15 protein-coding genes are annotated in these 19,611 nt (G+C 57.1%); 11 read left to right on the top strand and 4 right to left on the bottom strand.

Annotation, left to right across the window (positions count from 1 at the left end; translation table 11 throughout):
* Positions 1-47 precede the first annotated feature (47 nt).
* The 11 genes from L0U79_RS05955 (at position 48) to L0U79_RS05905 (ending at position 16,959) form a co-directional block, all read left to right on the top strand.
* Positions 48-1,307 (top strand): nucleoside permease, encoded by a 1,260-nt coding sequence (locus L0U79_RS05955; RefSeq protein WP_233840968.1) that lies wholly within the window; start codon positions 48-50, stop codon positions 1,305-1,307.
* Between the two features lie 57 nt (positions 1,308-1,364).
* Positions 1,365-2,351 carry a tRNA dihydrouridine synthase DusB gene (dusB, locus tag L0U79_RS05950; protein ID WP_233840967.1) on the top strand — a complete coding sequence of 329 codons (987 nt, stop codon included), beginning with the start codon at positions 1,365-1,367 and terminating at the stop codon, positions 2,349-2,351.
* An 80-nt stretch (positions 2,352-2,431) separates the two neighbouring features.
* On the top strand, positions 2,432-3,340 hold the full coding sequence (locus L0U79_RS05945) for an alpha/beta hydrolase (RefSeq protein WP_233840966.1): 909 nt from the start codon (positions 2,432-2,434) through the stop codon (positions 3,338-3,340).
* A gap of 49 nt (positions 3,341-3,389) precedes the next feature.
* On the top strand, positions 3,390-4,220 hold the full coding sequence (locus tag L0U79_RS05940; protein ID WP_233840965.1) for a class I SAM-dependent methyltransferase: 831 nt from the start codon (positions 3,390-3,392) through the stop codon (positions 4,218-4,220).
* 198 nt (positions 4,221-4,418) lie between these two features.
* A complete protein-coding gene (metK, locus tag L0U79_RS05935) occupies positions 4,419-5,621 on the top strand; it encodes a methionine adenosyltransferase (protein WP_233840964.1) in 1,203 nt (400 codons plus the stop codon).
* A gap of 193 nt (positions 5,622-5,814) precedes the next feature.
* Positions 5,815-6,330 (top strand): hypothetical protein, encoded by a 516-nt coding sequence (locus tag L0U79_RS05930; protein ID WP_233840963.1) that lies wholly within the window; start codon positions 5,815-5,817, stop codon positions 6,328-6,330.
* Between the two features lie 680 nt (positions 6,331-7,010).
* Entirely contained in the window at positions 7,011-10,034 is a 3,024-nt protein-coding gene (locus L0U79_RS05925) for an N-6 DNA methylase (protein ID WP_233840962.1), read from the top strand.
* On the top strand, positions 10,031-10,765 hold the full coding sequence (locus tag L0U79_RS05920; RefSeq protein WP_233840961.1) for a hypothetical protein: 735 nt from the start codon (positions 10,031-10,033) through the stop codon (positions 10,763-10,765). The genes L0U79_RS05925 and L0U79_RS05920 overlap by 4 nt, the downstream gene beginning before the upstream one ends.
* A gap of 758 nt (positions 10,766-11,523) precedes the next feature.
* Complete coding sequence (locus L0U79_RS05915; RefSeq protein WP_233840960.1) at positions 11,524-12,111, top strand: cysteine dioxygenase family protein; 588 nt, start codon at positions 11,524-11,526, stop codon at positions 12,109-12,111.
* 45 nt (positions 12,112-12,156) lie between these two features.
* A complete protein-coding gene (locus L0U79_RS05910) occupies positions 12,157-13,554 on the top strand; it encodes an FAD/NAD(P)-binding protein (protein ID WP_233840959.1) in 1,398 nt (465 codons plus the stop codon).
* A gap of 381 nt (positions 13,555-13,935) precedes the next feature.
* Complete coding sequence (locus L0U79_RS05905; RefSeq protein ID WP_233840958.1) at positions 13,936-16,959, top strand: TonB-dependent receptor; 3,024 nt, start codon at positions 13,936-13,938, stop codon at positions 16,957-16,959.
* A gap of 382 nt (positions 16,960-17,341) precedes the next feature.
* On the opposite strand, the gene L0U79_RS05900 is transcribed toward L0U79_RS05905, so the two are convergent.
* From L0U79_RS05900 to L0U79_RS05885, 4 genes are all read right to left on the bottom strand, one after another.
* The gene (locus tag L0U79_RS05900; protein WP_233840957.1) at positions 17,342-17,515 is read right to left on the bottom strand and encodes a hypothetical protein; all 174 of its coding nucleotides are present in this window, start codon (positions 17,513-17,515) and stop codon (positions 17,342-17,344) included.
* Between the two features lie 222 nt (positions 17,516-17,737).
* Positions 17,738-18,226 carry an Hsp20/alpha crystallin family protein gene (locus tag L0U79_RS05895; RefSeq protein WP_233840956.1) on the bottom strand — a complete coding sequence of 163 codons (489 nt, stop codon included), beginning with the start codon at positions 18,224-18,226 and terminating at the stop codon, positions 17,738-17,740.
* Positions 18,227-18,439: 213 nt separating this feature from the next.
* On the bottom strand, positions 18,440-18,925 hold the full coding sequence (locus tag L0U79_RS05890; protein ID WP_233840955.1) for an Hsp20/alpha crystallin family protein: 486 nt from the start codon (positions 18,923-18,925) through the stop codon (positions 18,440-18,442).
* A gap of 154 nt (positions 18,926-19,079) precedes the next feature.
* On the bottom strand, positions 19,080-19,547 hold the full coding sequence (locus tag L0U79_RS05885) for an Hsp20 family protein (protein WP_233843839.1): 468 nt from the start codon (positions 19,545-19,547) through the stop codon (positions 19,080-19,082).
* Positions 19,548-19,611 lie beyond the last annotated feature (64 nt).

The following is a 19,611-nucleotide window of genomic DNA, read 5'->3' as shown; positions in this document are numbered from 1 at the left end:
GTCCCCTGGCCGCTACAGGGGAAGACACACATGCGGAAATCTAGCCCATGAGCCTGAAGTTGCGACTCATCGCGATGAATTTCCTGCAGTACTTCGTGTGGGGCGCGTGGTTGATCACCATCGGCGCGTATTGGTTCCAAAATCGGCATTGGTCGGGTTCGCAGTTCGGCGCGATCTTCTCGACCATGGGCATCGCTTCGTTGTTTATGCCCTCGCTGCTTGGCGTGGTCGCGGACAAATGGATTCGCGCCGAACGCTTGTATGGCTGTCTGCATATCGCCGGCGCCGCCGTGCTCTGCATCGTGCCGACGATCGACAATCCCAGCACGCTGTTCTGGGTGATGCTGGTGAACATGATGTGCTATATGCCCACCATTTCGCTGGCGATTACGGTGGCCTACAACGCGCTCAAGCGCGATGGCGCCGATGTAGTGATCGTATATCCGCCGATTCGCGTGTGGGGCACGGTCGGTTTCATAGCGGCGATGTGGGTGGTGAGCTTGCTGCATCTGGAGACCACGACGGGCCAGTTCTACGTCGCTGCGGGCGCCGCGCTGTTGCTTGGCATCTACGCATTTACGCTGCCGCCCTGCCCACCGCGTTTGCGCGGCCAGGATCATCGTTCGTGGCTGGATGCTCTGGGCCTCACGTCGTTCGCGCTATTCAAGCGCGGCAAGATGGCGGTCTTCTTTATCTTCGCGATGCTGCTTGGCGCAGCGCTGCAGCTCACCAACGCGTACGGCGACACGTTTCTGCACGACTTCGCGCACGTCGATGCGTATAAGAATCTGATCGCGGTGCGTTATCCCGCCATCATCATGTCGATTTCGCAGGTATCGGAAACGCTGTTTATTCTGGCGATTCCGTTCTTCCTCAAACGCTTCGGCATCAAGACGGTGATGCTGATCAGCATGCTGGCGTGGACGCTGCGCTTCGGCCTGTTCGCGTTCGGCGATCCCGGCTCGGGGCTGTGGATGATCGTGATGTCGTGCATCGTCTACGGCATGGCGTTCGATTTCTTCAATATTTCCGGTTCGCTGTTTGTGGAAGGCCAGAGCGATCCGGCGATCCGCGCCAGCGCGCAGGGTTTGTTTATGCTGATGACCAACGGCGTCGGCGCGGTGCTGGGCAGTTCGATCAGCGGTCTGGTGATCGATGCCTATTTCACGCGCGCCGATCATTCGCTCGATTGGCATGGCATCTGGATCTCGTTCGCCACGTATTCGCTGATCGTGGCGGTGCTGTTCGTGTTCCTGTTCAGGCACAAACACGAGCCGGAGGCGCTGCTGGCCGTCTCCGCGCACTGAATTCGCCGTTGCGCCCCCGTTTTAGGGGAGCCAGCCGATCGCAGTTACAATGCCGCGATGCAGATCGGCCCCTACCGTATAGACCCGCCCGTGGTGCTCGCGCCCATGGCCGGCGTCACCGACAAGCCTTTCCGCCTGCTGTGCAAACGGCTGGGCGCGGGCTTGGCCGTGTCCGAGATGACCACCGCCGATCCGCGCTTGTGGCAAACGCGCAAGTCCATCAAGCGCATGGATCATGAGGGCGAACCCGAGCCGATCAGCGTGCAGATCGCCGGCTACGATCCGACCATGCTGGCCGAGGCGGCGCGCTTTAATGTCGCCAACGGCGCGCAGATCGTCGATATCAATATGGGCTGCCCCGCCAAGAAAGTGTGCAACGTCTGGTCCGGTTCCGCGCTGCTGCAGGACGAACCGCTCGTGGCGCGCATCGTGAAGGCTGTGGTGGACGCGGTGGATGTTCCCGTGACGTTGAAGATTCGCACTGGCTGGGATCGTCAACACAAAAACGCGCTGACCATCGCGCGCATCGCCGAAGACAACGGCATTGCCGCGCTGGCGGTACACGGTCGCACGCGCGCCGACAAATACGAAGGCGACGCCGAATACGAAACCATTGCGGCAGTGAAAGCGGCCGTGCGAATTCCGGTGCTGGCCAACGGCGACATCAACACGCCGCAGCAAGCCAAACACGTGCTCGATGTAACACGCGCCGACGCGGTAATGATCGGCCGCGGCGCGCAGGGGCGTCCATGGATTTTTCGCGAGATCGCGCATTACCTCGCAACGGGCGAGCTTCTTCACCAACCTTCGCCCTCGGATGTATCGACCATCCTACGCGGCCACCTGGAACATCTCTACGCGTTCTACGGTGAGCAAGCCGGCGTGCGCATCGCACGCAAGCATCTGGGTTGGTACGCGAAAGATCGCCCGGAAAACGAAGCGTTCCGCGACGTGGTGAATCGCGCCGAAAACGCGGACGACCAACTGCGTCTTACCTACGACTACTTCGAAGCACTGCAGGAAACCTGGCGCATCGCAGCGTGACGCCAGCGGTTGGCAAGCGCCCGCAAACCCTTGCGACGTCGAAGCAGGCATCATCGGCAAGCCGCTTCCGACTATCGACAATGATGCATCCTCTGCTCGCTAACGTACGGCTACGCCCGATTCTCATCGGCATAGTGCTGTGTATCGCCGCGCTTCTTGGCGGTTGCAAAACGACTTTGTTTGCGGGCTTGAATGCAACCGATCGCCGCGCAGGCATCGAAGCGCGACACAACATCGTGTTCGATGCCGATCATCAGTTGAAACTGGATGTCTATCGCCCCGCGCACGCCACACATGCACCGATTGTGGTGTTCTTCTACGGCGGAAGCTGGGTACACGGCGAACGCGCGTGGTATCGCTTCGTAGGTACTGCGCTGGCTGCGGAAGGCATCGTTGCGGTAATTCCGGATTACCGTAAATATCCCCAAGTCACGATGGACGGCTTTATGCAGGATGCTGCGCGAGCCGTTGCGTGGACGCACGCTCATGCCGACGATCTTGGCGGCGCGGCGAACGATATCTTTGTGATGGGACATTCCGCGGGCGGCCAAATCGGCGCACTGCTGATGACCGACCCATCGTGGCTCGCGCCTTACGGCTTGCATCCGAACAATCTGGCCGGCTTTATCGGCTTGGCGGGTTGCTACGATTTCATGCCGATTCCCGCCAACGAAAAAGACATGCTGGGCGCTTTTGGACACGACGCCGCATCGCAAGCACGCGCGCAACCGGTGCGCTTTGTAAGCGACAAGGAGCCGCCCATGCTTCTGTTGCAGGGCGAAGCGGACCGTGAAGTTGCGCCGTCCAACGCGATATCGCTCGCGCACGTACTGCAAGCGCACCATGACGAAGTCACCTTGCGCCTATATCCCGGCGTGAGCCACAACGCACTGGTTTTTGCGCTGTCTCGCCCGCTCCGCGACGATGCGCCAACGCTGGAGGATGTGCTGACCTTCGTTCGCGCGCATCCCGGCGGTGGAGTAAAGTAGAAGCGCTGCGTGCGTCGTTCCATCGCCTCATTTTTGATGGATATTTGCCATGAGCAATATCGCGAAAGGCGACTTTCCATACATTCACGGCTTCTCCGACGAGGAGCAATCGCGCCTGATCCGACAAGCGCGCATGTTCGAAGGCACGTTGTTCAGCCATATCGATTACAGCGGCGTCACCCGTTTGCTTGAGGTCGGCTGCGGCGTCGGTGCGCAGACGGAGATTTTGCTTCGACGTTTTCCGGATTTGCATGTAACCGGCATCGACCGTTCGCCCATTCAACTGGCTGCCGCCGAACACAATCTTTCTTCCAGGGCATGGTGCGAATCGCGCTACACGCTGCGCCAAGCGGACGCAACGGATCTGCCTTTTCCCGATCGCAGTTTCGATGCAGCTTATTTGTGCTGGGTGCTGGAACACATGCCAAGTCCTGCGCGCGTGCTCAGCGAAGTGCGCCGAGTATTGAGCCCCGGCGCCGTCGTGTATGTCACTGAAGTGCTGAATTCGTCGTTCTTCCTCGACCCTTATTCGCCCAACTTGCTGCGCTATTGGATGGCGTTCAACGATCATCAATACGACACCGGCGGCGATCCTTTTATCGGCGCGAAGCTCGGCAACTTGCTGCTGGCTGGCGGCTATCGCGATGTGCGGACGGAAGTCATGAACATCCATCTCGACAACCGCCAACCGGGGCGGCGTAAGCAGATGATCGAGTTTTGGGAAGACGTGCTGCTTTCAGCCGCGGAGCAACTGATCGCCGCTGGCAAGACCGACGCCACCACGGCGGAGGGCATGCGCAGCGAGTTGCAGGCTGTGCGCAACGATCCGAACGCGGTGTTTTTCTTTGCGTTCGTGCAAGCGACTGCTCTCGTCTATTGAAGTCCGTCCAATTCGGCCTCACCTCCCCTGGCAACGCGTTTGGACGTCCATTTGGAGGCCTCAAGCGTCGCGCAGCCTGAACCCGGCCTCACCCGTCACATAGGTATGCCAGACTGGGCGGTGAAACCCGGGCCGGGTCCGTGTATCATTCGCGTTTTCCCCCTTTCATCTCTTTATCCGTAGAGAAGGATATAAGCCGTGACGAGCAACTTCCTCTTCACCTCCGAATCGGTCTCCGAAGGCCATCCGGACAAGGTCGCCGACCAAATTTCCGATGCGGTGCTGGACGCGATTCTGGCCCAAGATCAGCGCGCCCGCGTGGCCTGCGAAACCATGGTGAAGACTGGCGTCGCGATCGTCGCTGGCGAAATCACCACCAGCGCCTGGATCGACCTGGAAGCGCTCACCCGCAAGGTGATCGTGGACATCGGTTACGACTCCAGCGACGTCGGTTTCGACGGCGAGACCTGCGGCGTGCTGAACCTGATCGGCAAGCAGTCGCCGGACATCAACCAGGGCGTGGACCGCAAGAAGCCCGAAGAACAGGGCGCTGGCGACCAGGGCTTGATGTTCGGCTACGCCACCAACGAAACCAAGGATTACATGCCGGCGGCGATCTACTACTCGCACCGCCTGGTGGAACAGCAGGCCAAGGTCCGCAAGGCGAAGAAGTCGCCGCTGCCGTGGCTGCGCCCCGACGCGAAGAGCCAGGTCACCCTGCGCTATGAAAACGGCGTGGCGACGGCCATCGACGCCGTGGTGCTCTCCACCCAGCACGATCCGGACGTGAAGCAGAAGGACCTGGTCGAGGCCGTGCGCGAGCACATCCTCAAGCCCGTTTTGCCGACCAAGCTGCTGCACAAGGGCACCAAATTCCACATCAACCCGACCGGCAAGTTCGTGATCGGCGGCCCGGTGGGCGACTGCGGCCTCACCGGCCGCAAGATCATCGTCGACACCTACGGCGGCTGGGCCCGTCACGGCGGCGGCGCGTTCTCGGGCAAGGATCCGTCGAAGGTCGATCGTTCGGCCGCCTACGCCGCACGCTACGTGGCCAAGAACATCGTGGCCGCCGGCATCGCCGACCGTTGCGAAGTGCAGGTGAGCTACGCCATCGGTGTGGCTGAGCCGACCTCGATCTCGGTCACCACCTTCGGCACCGGCAAGATCAGCGACGACAAGATCGAAAAGCTGATCCGTAAGCACTTCGACCTGCGTCCGTACGGCATCATCAAGATGCTCGACCTGATCCACCCGATGTATCAGCAGACGGCCAGCTACGGTCACTTCGGCCGCACCCCGTACGAAGTGAAGGGTCCGGATGGCAAGACCTACACCGCGTTCTCCTGGGAGAAGACGGACAAGGCCGACGCCCTGCGCGCGGACGCCAAGCTCAAGTAAACCGGCATCCAAAGCTGCAAAAGAAAAACCCCGCGATATTCGCGGGGTTTTTTATTGGTCTATCGCCATTTGGTAGCAAATGCCCCAAGACAAGTTGGGGCGCATCCCTCGAACATTTCTAAGTGGGTCAGGAGTTTGAACGGCAGGCCGTCTGCCGTCATCTGGCCCACCTAGACCAAGAGGGCCGTTCGCTATGACCGACGCACCAACGATGCGCAAGGTTAGCTTTTACGAGATTTATGGCACACCGGAAGGCGACAAAGCTCGCCTAGGTACGGGAACCTTTCAAGAGGTCTTCTCACGCGACGTCGGTGCGCCTCGCATTGGCTGCTTTTTCAGCCATGCAACTGATGTCTATCTGCGCAACTTTGTGCGCTTTGGCCGAGCTCATTTTGATGAGCGAACTCAAAATTTTGTATCCCGCTACGGTAGTTCGCTCGAAGAGACCGGTGGTCCGTTTTGGTTGGTACACATGTCCGATGATCTCATCAGGACAGGACTGGCCCAAATACCCCACGACCTTTCTGTGCCACCTGAAGGTTACTGGATCAGAGCGATTTTGGAGCAGCAACCTCGTTTGATTGCCTCCGCACAGGCTCTTGCTGAACTAGCCGGCGAAGAATCGTCAGGAGACTCCCCCACTATCCATGTTCTTTTTCAAGGATCGCTGGCAGAGGTTATAGCGCTCGGCGACCCAGAACGGCACTAGTCGCAATCCGTTTCCGTGACCATGTTCTATGTCGCGCTGACCGGCGTCCGGGGTCATGGATGAGTGCGAATTTTAGTCGTTCACAACAAATCAATTCGTTGCTAATAACGAATTGATTTGTGACTATACTAAGCGCATGCGCTATCTGCCCGCTCAAGCCAAGGAGGCCCTCGGAATCTCAGAGGAGACCTTTCGCCATTGGAGGCGCGCCCTCCCTCCGTTGAAGGATAAGCGGGGGTATGGGCCCTGTTTCACGCCCGGAGACTTGCTGGCGTTAAAAGTAGTGGCCCAATTGCACCTCTTTGGAGTTCAAGTGCGCCATATCACTCCTCACGCCGAGGCGCTTTTTAGGGTATGCGCCCAGGGGCCTTGGTTTGGATTAGGCGATAAGGTCATGATTTACGATGGTCAGGGAATTGAATTGCTTAATGTGCAAGAGGAGCGTCGCTGGTCCGGACGGGCGCGGGTGATGATTCCTTTACTGCCTCTGATTGATCAGCTTCGCGTGTGTTTATCGGAGGAAGAAACGCGGCCCTCGCAGCCGGACATTGTGTTTCCACCCCTGGAGGTATCTCGCGGGAGGGCAGGATGAGTATTCGTCGCGATCACTGGTATGTCGATCCTTCGAGCGCGCATGGCCCCAATAGGTGCTCTACTCCTTTTAGTAAGGAGGTGCATTGATGTTGCCGCGTACTTTGACGCAACGAAGTCTCGCGAGTGCCCTGGGAACAGGCTCGGACGATGTCGTGGCGCTTTCATTAGGCAAGCGTTCCCTTGCACCTGAGCATTTGGATTTTCTGGGTCTCGTCCAAGCGCGCGCGCGACAGGAGCCAGCGCCCGACGCAGTCGTGTTGCGTGACGGGCAGCCATTGCTATACGTGTGGGACATGCGACATGACCCGACACATGATCCCATGGCATGGCGCCGTGATATGGAAAAACTCGCGCTTCGCTCGGATGCACCTTATGTCGCATTGCTTCGACCGGGTGTCGTGCAGATCTATGCCTTAGGTCAAGCGCGCGGTGAGGACGCTGAGCCCTTGCTCGAAGAGGCTGAGCTTCACCCGGGATTGCTGGCCAAACTCGCATTAGGGGATGTTCCACACCGTGCGGATGGCGTTAGCACGCATACCCTAATGCTTGAGCTCTTGAACGCGGTCACCGAAGAGCTGATCAAACTGCGCCGTGTGAGTAGCAAAGAAGCCTTAGCGCTCGTTGGCCGGGCACTATTTCTTCGATTCCTTCATGACCGAGGCATCCTTCCCGATATCAATCCAATGCCCGGCGTCCCCCGGTTCGTCGATTGCATGGCGACACCCGCGTACGCATCTGCGAGTTCACAATGGCTCGATGACACCTTCAACGGAGATTTGTTGCCGTTGCCAGAGCATGGAGCACAAGCGTATTTCAATTGCTTGCTGCGTCCCAACGGTACGTCTGCACTCGATGATCTGAGCGCAATCATTCGAGGCGACAAGCCGGTGGGTGATGGCGCATATCAGACCCAGTTTTCCTGGGCTGATCTGCATTTCGCCTATATTCCCGTAGGTTTGCTGAGCCAAGTCTATGAAGCGTACGTCCATCGTTTCGATTCCGACAGCGCAAAACAACAAAGCGTCTATTACACACCACGCCACTTAGCAGAGTATGTAGTCGATCACGCGCTGGCAATGCTTGGTGAGAATGCGCATCTTGCACGCATTTTGGATCCAGCAGCAGGTGGCGGCGTGTTTCTACTAGCTGCTTTGCGTCGTCTCGTGCAAGGGCGCTGGCGTGCCACGGGTAAACAACCGACGACGAAAGTCATCCGACATATCTTGAACACCCAACTGGTCGGCATGGACATCAACCCTGCTGCGAGGCAACTCAGTGCGTTGGCATTGTATTTGACGGCCCTAGAGTTGGACCCCCAAGTGAATCAGTTACGTCATCTGAAGTTCAAAGAGCTTCAGGGGCGCGTGCTACTCGGCACGGAAGATTGGATCGATGAAGATAGCGGACTGAAACTCGGAAGCTTGAGCCATCCTGCCGCTCATGCGTTGAACGGAAAATTCGACGTGGTGCTGGGAAATCCTCCATGGACCTCCGTGTCCGACAAACCCCTACAAAAGGCGTTCGAGCAAGTGGCGCAAGCCGCCATGACTGAGCGCGGCATGCAACCGGTAAGCAATCCAGATGGTGTGCCAGATCTTCCCTTCGTATGGCAGGCCACCCGCTGGGCGAAACCCGGTGGGGTTCTCGCCTTCGCCCTACATGCGCGATTGCTAATCAAGACCAGTCACTTGGGTCTGGCAGCGCGAAAGACAGTTTTTCGTGGGCTTGATGTGACGTATGTGGTCAACGGCATGGAGCTGCGCGGGTCGTCGGTTTGGCCCAACCATGACGCGCACTTCTGCTTGCTTTTCGCGAGGAACCAGGCGGCGAGCGATGAAAGCCGCTTCTATGCCGTGACTCCCGTAGTCGATCGCGCCTTAAACGATGAAGGGCGTCTCCGAATTGATAGCAAAGATGCGTGGGCATCGGATGCCTCAATGGTTGAACAGGTGCCACATCTTTTCAAAACACTTGCCAAAGGCAACGGCCTGGACGTTGCCTTGTTAGAAAAAATTCAGCGCAATACGCAGCGCGTACTGGATCCATCTGAAACGCTCCGTCCTACTCTTAAAGCCTACGCTGATCGTGTAGGGATTCATCATGGGCATGGTTATCAAACAAGTAGCGAAAACGAGGACGCTGGCTTTCTCAAAGGGCTGCCGATGATGCCTGATCCTCGTCAAGCCGTCTGGCCTATCGTCCCTGTAAAGGATCTTCCACCTTTCGAGCACGATCGGGTGCACCGAGCGCGCGAATCGGAGATCTACGACGCACCGTTAGTATTGCTGCGTAAATCGCCAAGTACACTTCCAAACGCACCCGTGGCAATGCTCGCCTTGAAAAGAGTGGCCTACCGCGAATCGTACATCGGCTACAGCTGTTCACAGATTGCTGAGCCGCACTTGATGGCCACCTATCTATGGGCGTTGCTCAATAGCAAACTGTTTCTTTACTACGCGCTCATGACCAGCAGTATTTTTGGTTGCGAACGCGCAGCGATGCAGAAATCCGACGTGGAGCAGTTTCCTATCGCACCATTAGAGTCATTGCCCGAAGTCCATCGGAAAGGTATTGCTACCCTTCTTAAAATGGTCAAGGAGGGCAATGTAGTGATGTCGGCAGTGAATGAAATCACGAATGCCATTTATGACCTGACGACGGCGGATGTCACACTCGTTGAAGATAGGCTCGCAACCGCGTTGCCGTTCACGCGCGTCAAGCGTGCTGCCGAGGCGCCGCCCAAGGAGGCGGAAGTAACGCGGTATCGTGAGACATTGACCAAAATCTTGAAACCTTTTGATTTAAGTGGCGACACGCTTGAAGTTACTGCATATCCGCAGAGTCCGTTATCGCCTTGGCGGTTCGTTCGCATTGGAGGGGCTTCGAGTGATGCAGCGCCACCGGTCTCCGACCTTCTAGGTGCAATCAATATGGCCGACGCCATGGATTGCTCGCTGGTGGAGTTCCATAGTGAGAACGCTGCCTATTTAGGTGTCCTCAATCAGCGTCGTTATTGGACGTCTACTGCAGCACGAACACTTGCACTCGACCTCATCAAGCGTAACGACCCCATACTCAATCGAGACCGCAGGAGCGCGCGTGCTTCATGATCGGTGCACACGGAAGTCCGGCCAAACTTATATCGAAGGACACAGGTTTTCCTCTAGTCCTTTCCTCGAACATCCTAGCTGTGGTCGGCAAGGCCCTTTATCAGGCATGGGAACTGATCTGTGCGGAACCACAGAAGCATTTAGCGCCATCTAAGCCAGGCAATCCCGAAGAAGATCGATATACGGATGCGCTCTGTGAGATTTTGCTCTACTGGCTGAAATCCCAGAGCCCAGTGGACGGATTCACCGCCGACGTTTTTGAAAACGTGGGCCGTGGTGAGAATTTGTCTAACTACAATGCCGAAAATATCAACAAGCAACCGGACTTGGTAATTCGGCTCGCCAACCCGCCACTGATTCAGGCCCGACGTTACGTGGGTATTTTCGCTGAGACCAAAATCGTCTCGGCGAAAAAACAGCTATCGCATTACACCGCGGATGGCATGGCTCGCTTTATTCGCGGCGATTATGCCTGGGCAATGCAGGATGGCGTCATGCTCGCGTATCAAAGGGAGCCCCATCGGTCCCTGTCAACGTTAGATACCAAGCTGAAAAAAGAAGCGGCGCTTCTAACCACGCAGCAGCAAGGTAGTTGCCTTATGACATCAGGTATCCCTGCGCAAATAGGTGCACTAAGTACACATGAGCGACAGTGGCTGTATACCGCCGGTGGAAAACCAGGTGCCGTTCGCATCTGGCATCTTTGGGAGTTTGGATTACCGTCTGAATAAGCCGTTTTTGCGTATTCGGTCTTCTCGCCTTTTCTACTCTATATGGTCATTTGGATGCTGCTGTTGATGGCGTCAGCTCGGCTAGCCGCTCGGCCGTGAACTTGGAACTTGTTCGGTGTCTTAGTGGATCATGGCGAGCGGTCTTTCCTCGGCGCGAGCGTTGGTCGAGGATGCGTCTGATCGCAACGCGTTTTTCCCTCGGAGCCTGTTTGGCCTACGCATTTGCCATCTTCCGTTGAGACGGCATGTGTAAATAGAAAACAAAGTTGTAGCGTGGAAATGCAGCAACTGATTGATTATGCGTTGTCGCAGAGTGATCCGCGGTCTTAAAGTTCTATCCTGACTCGCCCCAAGATCGATCTCCGCGCGAAAATAAAGTTCTTACGTCGCACATCTGGTCCGAGTAGCGCCGTGCTGATCAAACGGGCATGTTTCCTTAACGGCACTGCATCGCGATTCACGATTGGCAAAGGCTACACGTCCACCTGCGTTCGCACTTACACCGTTTTCTAACAAACCACCGCACAAAACTTTACGTTGGCTCGGCGCTTTTAGTACTTATTCGAAAATCCTATTTCGTGAGATGAAATTTATATCAGTTGCTTTTTGGGCCATTATTTTGGCTGCATCAACGCCAATTCGCGCGTGTATGTTCTTAATGGCATAACGACGTGCCATTTAGTTGGCGTGTTCTAGCGACGTTTTAACGATCCATGTGGTTCGCTTGATCCCGAGTACGCCAACACCTGGGGTCATCGATGTACGACGCACTCGCAATTTCTATCGACACGTGGCGCGAACGTGTTCTGACGACGATCGACGCGCACGTGGATCAGCGCGAGAACGTTGCCGTGAGCGACATTGTCGCCGCACTTTCGCACGTCGCGACATGGAGCGGCTGTCCGCACGCAGCCACGCTTTCCTCACCGTCGACGGCGCCATCGTATCGGCGAATACCGTTAGGTGTCGGCAAAGCGCGCAACTATGAAGCGCTGTTGATCACATGGCCACCTGGCTATGCGACACCCATCCACGACCACGACGGCCTGTGGGGCATGGAATTTGTGCTCGACGGCGCGCTGGAAGTGGAATCGTTCCAACTTTGCGCGACTCTCCCTATTCACTTGGTGCGCGATCACCGTCTGATCGTAGGTGTCGGCGATCACGTCGCATTTTCGCGCGCTGATTATGCACATCGGTGCCGCAATCTTTCCAAACATCGCCAAGCGCTTTCGCTGCATGTGTATGGTGGCGAGTTGAATCGCTATCGCAGTTTTGTGGACGACCAAGGACAATGGTTTTCCAAACTGCATCAAGCGGTGCGCGAAGATGTACCGACCACGTAAGTACGACTTTCCCACTTTCCGTACTCCGCAAAAAGGTCCTTCACCATGTCAGACATTGCAATCATCGGCGGCGGTGCGGCGGGAGCGTCGCTGTTTGGCGCGTTGCTTTCGCGTAAAACGTCAGAGTCCGTACACTGGATAACAGGCCGTTCGCCCTCCAAGGGGCTAGGTGTTGCCTACAGCACGCCCCACAATCATCACCTACTGAATGTGCGCGCTGCTGGCATGGGCCTGTATCTCGATGCAGACGAGGATTTCGTTGGATACAGCGCGCGATGTCGCCCCGGCTCCAAGCCGACCGACTTTCTTCCTCGCCAGCTGTTTGGTCAATACATCGATTCGCAACTGGCCAAACGCATTCATCGTGCGAAACATGACGATCGGCGCTTTGCCATCAGACCGTCCATCGCTTCAAGCATCAAACCTTCTGGCGACGGTTATGAGATCGCACTCGATGACGGCGAAAAAGTCACGGCGGAGCGTGTTGTCTTGGCGCTTGGCGCACTGCTGCCGCGTCCGTTGCGCACGATTTCCAAAGCCGCGCTTGCCAGCGGCGCGTATGTCGTGGACCCGTGGAGCCTCGACGCCCGCGCTAATCATCCGCGCCGGCTCATCGTGATCGGCACGGGGTTGACCGCGATCGACACGTTGATCTCCGCATCCATTCGCTGGCCGGATTGCGAGCTGATCGCCGTTTCTCGACACGGCTTGCTGCCGTTCGTGCACCCGACGCTTCCCATCGATCCGTTTCCCCGGCAGACGGAATTGAATTCGAGACTGCTGGCGTGCGACGGACCTGCGGCCATGCTTACCGAAATCCGCCGCGCATTCCGTGAGTACCAGGACACCGACTGGCGCAGCGTGATCGATGGCATGCGTCCGATTAACGCCAAACTTTGGCAAGCCTTCACGCCGCGTCACCGCAAACAGTTTCTGCGGCACGCACGATGGGTGTGGGAATCCTCGCGTCATCGCCTTGCGCCGCAATCGGCCGACATTATTCAGCAGCTGCGCGACGAGGGGCGACTTCAGGTCCACGCCGCTCGCGTACTTGACGTGGATGGCAAAGGCCCTCTTAGCGTTACGGTGCGTTCTCGCGCTCATCAGATCGTGACCAAGCTTGAGTCGGACATCGTCGTACAGGCCACTGGCTTGGACACCGCCGTGGCGTTCGCCGAGCACTCGCTGCTCTCGGGACTTTTGCAAGAGGGTCATGCCGTCGCGGACCCGCTACAGCTCGGCGTGTTGGCCGCGCCTGATGGACGATTGATCAACGCCACAGGCGAGATACAGTGCGGCCTCTACGCCATCGGATCGTTGCTTCGCGGGAACCTTTGGGAATGCACCGCCATGCCTGAGATTCGCGGCGCGGCTGACGCATTGGCAACGCAATTGACCTTGCCGCGCACCGAACCTAGCGGAAAGCGCCCGTTGCTCGTCTAACCGCTCGCTCTTAGCGACATCATCTGCGCGGGACGCTTCATGCGTTCCGCGTAACTCTATTTTTCTCACTCGCCTGCTCGCTGGCGAGACGGGCATGCTGCGCATTGCGATAGTCCTCGCTTATCACCAATGCTCATACCGACAGCGCAAACGCTCATCACGCACATGCAGCATTTTCGCTGTAATGCGGGTAACCATATAGACGTCCATTTGCGTCGGTGTGCCTTGCACATCAGGGGACGCATGGTGTCGGGATGTGCGGTCCCGCTCGATAAATCTACCGATTGCGCCGGAACGTAGGCTGACACGGACTCCCCCTCTCCGTGTCACGCACAGAAGCGTACCGACCTGACGTCAATCCACAAAATAGAGAGTGCACCTTTGAAAAAGATCTCCCCTACACTGAAGCGCCTTGCAGCGGCCCTAGCTGCCGGCTCGGCGTTTACCAGTCCGCTGGCGCTCGCGCAATCGACTACCGGCAGTATTTTCGGCGATGTGTCCGACGCGCAAGGCTCAACCATCCAGATCAAGAGCAACACGGGTGTTTCGCGTATCGTTTCCGTGGACAGTCACGGGCGCTTCGTCGCTACGCAGCTACCGCTCGGCACGTATACCGTTTCGCTGATCCGCCACGGCGCTGTCGTGGATACGCGCAACAACGTCTCGCTGAAGGTCGGCGCCGGGACAGAAGTGTCGTTTGCTCCTGTAACAACCACGACCCTTAGCGCCATCCACGTCAACGAGAATACGGCGCCCCCGATCGACGTGACGAGCGTGGACTCGCGCACTGTCGTCACCGCCAAACAACTCGCCGCACTGCCACTCTTTCGTTCGGCGGAGGCCATCGCGCAACTTGCGCCAGGTGTCGTGAACAACAGTGGCGGATACAGCGGCCCTACGGGGCAATCGCTGGTCAGTTTCGGCGGTTCGGCCGCCAGTGAAAATGCGTATTACATCAACGGATTCAACACGACCGAGCCGCAGCGTGGACTCGGCGGTATCACCTTGCCGTACGGCGCCATTGAACAGCAGGAAATTTATACAGGCGGCTACAGCGCCCAATACGGCCGATCCGACGGCGGCGTCATCAACATGGTGGGCAAGCGCGGCACGAACGATTGGCATTTTGGCGCCCAGGTGCTTTGGGAGCCCGATTTTGCACGGTCCGACCGCACCAATACGTATTACACAAACGGCCTGCCGCCCTCGCCCATCGCAGGCAATCTGTACGATCTCAATAGCAAAGACCGGCAATGGACACGCACTTACGATGCCTACGTGGGCGGTCCGCTTATCAAGGACAAACTGTTTCTGTTTCTCGCTGCGGAAACTTCCACGCAAGCCGGTGACACCGTCAATCCCGTCGCGACCAGCCAGAGCTACGGCGGTAGCACGCAAACGTATCAGCGTTTTCACGATAGCCTGCCCAAGTGGTACGGCAAGCTGGACTGGAACATCACCGACAGCAACATCCTGGAGTTGACAGGCGCGTCGAACCGTGAGGAAACACAAGGGAACATCTACGACTACAACTACAACACACAACAGCGTGGAGAGTTCATCAACGAAGCGGACACGATCAAAACCGGTGGCAGCCTCTACACCGCCAAATTCACCAGCTACATCACCGACAATCTCACGTTGACGGCGACGTACGGCAAGATGAGAACCGACAATTACGACTCGCCCGGCGGCTACAACGGCAACTTGACCTACGTGTCGGGCATTCAGAACCAAAATCCAGCGTTGAACGGCGGAACACCGATCGGCAATAGCCAGGTGACACAGTCGCTCTACAACCCTAACCGTCATGATCAAAGCAACAATCTGCGCATCGATCTGACGTACCAGCTCGGTCAGCACACGCTTTCGCTCGGCATCGATAACCAAAATGCCCGAGCCATCGATCAAGGTAGCCAGACGTCCGGTCCAGGCTACTACTGGGATTACGCCTACACCACCACGCCCAATATCGCGCTGATTCCCAACCTGGGTGTCGGCGCACCGGCTAACTATCCCCATGGCGCATCGGGCTACTACGCCATTCAGTACATCAACAGCTCGATCGCCAGCGTGCGCTCTGCGCAACGCGCGCAATACATTGAGGACAAGTGGCAGGTCAGCGATCGCTGGGTCGTGTCGTTAGGTTTACGCAACGACCAATTCACCGATTACAACGCGGACTCACAAGCCTATGTGTCCCAAACCAAACCGCAGTGGGCGCCGCGGCTGGGTTTTAGCTGGGATGTCAACGGCGATGCTAGCTTCAAGGTATTCGGCAACGCGGGGCGCTACTACCTGGGCATGCCGCTCAATCCCGCACTCAATGCTGCCGGTGCATACGTGGCCACCCAGCAGTACTTTACTTACGGTGGCATCGCTGCCGACGGTACGCCCACAGGTTTGACCGCCCTTTCCAACGCCGTCTCGCCCAACAATACCTACGGTGTATTGCCGGATCCTAAAACCGTCACGGCGCAAAACCTGAAGTCGGAATATCAAGACGAGTTTATTCTTGGCTTTACCAGAGCCATCGATAACCAATGGGTATACGGCGCTAAATTCACGCGACGTATTCTTCGTAACGATATCGATGACTATTGCGATGTGCAGGCGATCGAGAACAAGGCTTCCGAACTTGGCTATGTCGTCAATGCCACCAATAGTTGCTATTTGATCAATCCCGGCCGGGTTAACACGTTTACGGTGATCGACGCCAGCGGCGCCTATCGTAGCGTGCAACTCACGAATGCAGAATTCGGCTTTCCAGCGATGAAGCGCAAGTACTACGGGCTAGAAACGTTCCTCGAGCATCCGTTCGATGGAAAGTGGTACGGCAAGATCGACTACGTCTTCTCGCGCAGTTACGGCGATACAGAAGGACAGTTGCGCTCGGATATTCAACAGACCGCCGCGTCAACCAGCATCGACTGGGACTTCCCGGAACTGATGTCGTCCAGCAACGGCGCGCAAAGCAACGATCACACGCATCAGCTCAAAGTATTCGGCTATTACCAAATCACGCCGCAGTGGCTGGTCTCGGGCAACCTTCAGATCGTGTCAGGCAATCCGCGCAATTGCCTGGGCTATTACGGCCCCAACCAAACCGACCCCGATGGCTACGGTAGCTTTTACCACTGGTGCGGTGGACTGCCCTCACCACCTGGCACGTATCGCTTGCCGTGGAACAAACAGGTGGACGTGGGTATCACTTACGCACCTCCGGTTTCGGTTGGCAAATTGGCGTTCTCGCTGAACGTCTTTAATTTGTTCAACTCGCAGACCGTCCTGAACGCCTATCCGTATTTCCAGATTTCGCCAGGCACGCCCGATCCTTTATATGGGGCGGCAGTGGTTCGCCAACAGCCTCGCTACGTGCGCTTGAGCGCCACTTACGACTATTGATCGAACAACAGCCGTTGCCACGGATGGCAAGCGGCCAGCTGGGGCATCCATGCCGTACGCGCGCGAACATGTATCAAGCAATATTAAGCAGTAACGATTGGGCGTAGATCATCGGCATCGATGGCCTCGGCGCGCATCGTCAGCAACAGCTAGCAGCAGCGACGTTGGCCAAACTGCGACGGTTGGGCCATCCACGACGGTTTTTGTGCCAAATTGGTAGCTAAGAAAAATACGCCAATAACGTGATGACAATTGGAATGAGCAATTCTAATCGCTGCTTTCACCATGACATGTCGTTTCTCTAAGACTTCCTCCAGCAAGGAGGGCCTTCTCTGGGTCGAAGAATGCAGACATCAGAATTCCAGGTACGCAGCCAGAAGATTCAAGGCGCATCGGCGAGCGGCAACGCCCCGCCATCGACGATCGTGTTGTCGAGCGCAAGCGCGTTGAGACCTTCCACGCAACCGAGGTTGCCTCGGTAACGATCCTTGCCGTACTCACCAGTAACGGCACCGTACGTCGAGCTGCCGCAGGCATTGCAGAAGTAGTGACGCATGACTTTGTCGTTCCAAAGGTGAACGGTCAGGTCGCGCTCATCGGCGTGCGGCGTGAAGTCGGTGTCCGGAATGCAGAGTTATTAGAGCGGCCGGACTGTTAGTGGTTGTGCCCGCCACAGGTTGCTCCTGTCAAGCTTGAAATGACAGCGTCACACACACCTTGCTACCTGAACCTTCGTGATCAGAACGCGTCAAGACGTTTCAGATGCCAAGCAGCAACTTTACGCGGGCCGCCAGAGCGGTTTTATCGGGTCACCTTCACTGCGGCCATAGGCATGGGTGCCGACCTCGTCCATCCTGATTTGACGAGACGCGCTGGGCGGACGCTTGCGAACGATGACATACAAAATGCCATGGTGAGCCGTGACCGTCATGTTGTGTGGATCGGCGCTGCTAGGCAGCGCGAAGCGCCGGTGAAAGGTACCGTGCCGGCGTTCGATACGCATGAAGGAATCACGACTTTCCTGGGATTCGGTCTTGCGCTCGCCCTTGATGGTAAGCACGCCCCGCTCCATGTGCACGTCAACGGTCTTGAGGTCGATGCCGGGGGCATCCACGTAGAAAATGAAGCGATGTGGCTCTTCCTTGATGTCCACAAGAGGAACCCACTGGCGGGCAACAACGGTGGCGTCATTCGGTGAAACATCCTGACGCGGATGTCTCTCGAATACCCGGTCAAAGAGTTGTTTGACAGGGTCGTGCGGCCTCATGCGATCAGGCCATTCGGATGGAAGAAGTATTTGCTCTGGCATGGTAGTACGTCGTTAACAAAGGTGACAAACGAAGACACTGAAAATATCCCGCGCTTTTTTGGCGTCCTGCACCACTACTAGCTGCCTCCGACCTCTCGTGGAGGGAGGACGGAGATGGGCGCGGTATGGATGCGCCCATCCGTCAAGGTGGCTTAGCAAATGTCCAGCGCATCAGTGTTCATCCGCGCCCTTCTTGCCTACCCGGATGCGGCGCGGGGTGGTTTCGGGACGCTTGGGGATGATGATCTGCAGCACACCGTTGCGCCCCGTTGCCGTGATGCCATCCGGATCGGCGCTGTCGGGTAGCGCGAAGCGTCGATGGAAGGCACCGTAGCGCCGTTCGATACGGCTGAATTGCTTGTTCCCTTCCTCGTACTCAGTTTTGCGCTCACCTTTGATGGTGAGCATGCCCCTGTCCATCTGCACTTCGATCGCATCGGGTTCGACGCCAGGAATATCCGCGTAGAGAATGAAGCGCTGCGGCTCCTCCTTGATATCGACACGTGGCGTCCATTGGCTGGTGACCACCGAAGAATCGTCGGAGGAGTTGTTCTGAAAAAAACCTCCTTCAAACACGCGATCAAACAGTTGCTTGACAGGATCCAGTGCCATGGACTGGCTGGGCCATTCGGAACTGCGGATCATTTTGCCATTCATGGAAAAATCCTCCAGAAAACTGCCTATCGAACACGATCGGCCTTCATCCTGGTGCCTTAAAAAGGCCTGCGCGACGCGACAGGGGGTGCGCGCAGGCAAAAAAAGGCGCATACCAAAACCGCGTTACGTCATGTGAAACGGAACGGGATGGGGATTAAGCAGCGACCTGCTGCTCGATCTGCCGAACTTTCGCCACTACCGCGTCGCCGGTGTTGATCTCGATCCGGCGTGGCTTCATCGACTCGGGCAGTTCACGCTTGAGGCTGATGCTCAGCAAACCGTCGGCGAGATGAGCATCCGTGACGTGGACGTGTTCGGCCAGTTCAAAACGACGGATGAACGGACGGTAGGCAATGCCGCGGTGCAGGTATTCGCCTTCGACGTCGTTTTTGCGTTCACCGCGAATGACGAGCAGGTTTTCCTGCATGGAGATTTCGATCTCGTCACGCTTAAAGCCGGCCACCGCCATGCTGATGCGATAGCGATCGTCGGAAAGCTTCATGGTGTCGAAGGGCGGCCAATTGTCAGACGGCTGTGTCTGGGCCGCTTCGAGCAAACCGAAAATACGTTCAAAACCTATGCTTGAACGGTGCAGCGGTGAAAAATCAAGAACAGTGCGCATGGCCACATTCTCCTAAGAGCAACATGGAAAAGGACTATTCGCCGCGCCGCGGGCGGTCGCGGCA

The sequence above is a fragment of the Dyella sp. 2HG41-7 genome (genome assembly GCF_021390675.1).
In the GTDB taxonomy this organism is placed as follows: domain Bacteria; phylum Pseudomonadota; class Gammaproteobacteria; order Xanthomonadales; family Rhodanobacteraceae; genus Dyella_B.
This window is presented reverse-complemented; position numbering and strand designations above follow the sequence as displayed.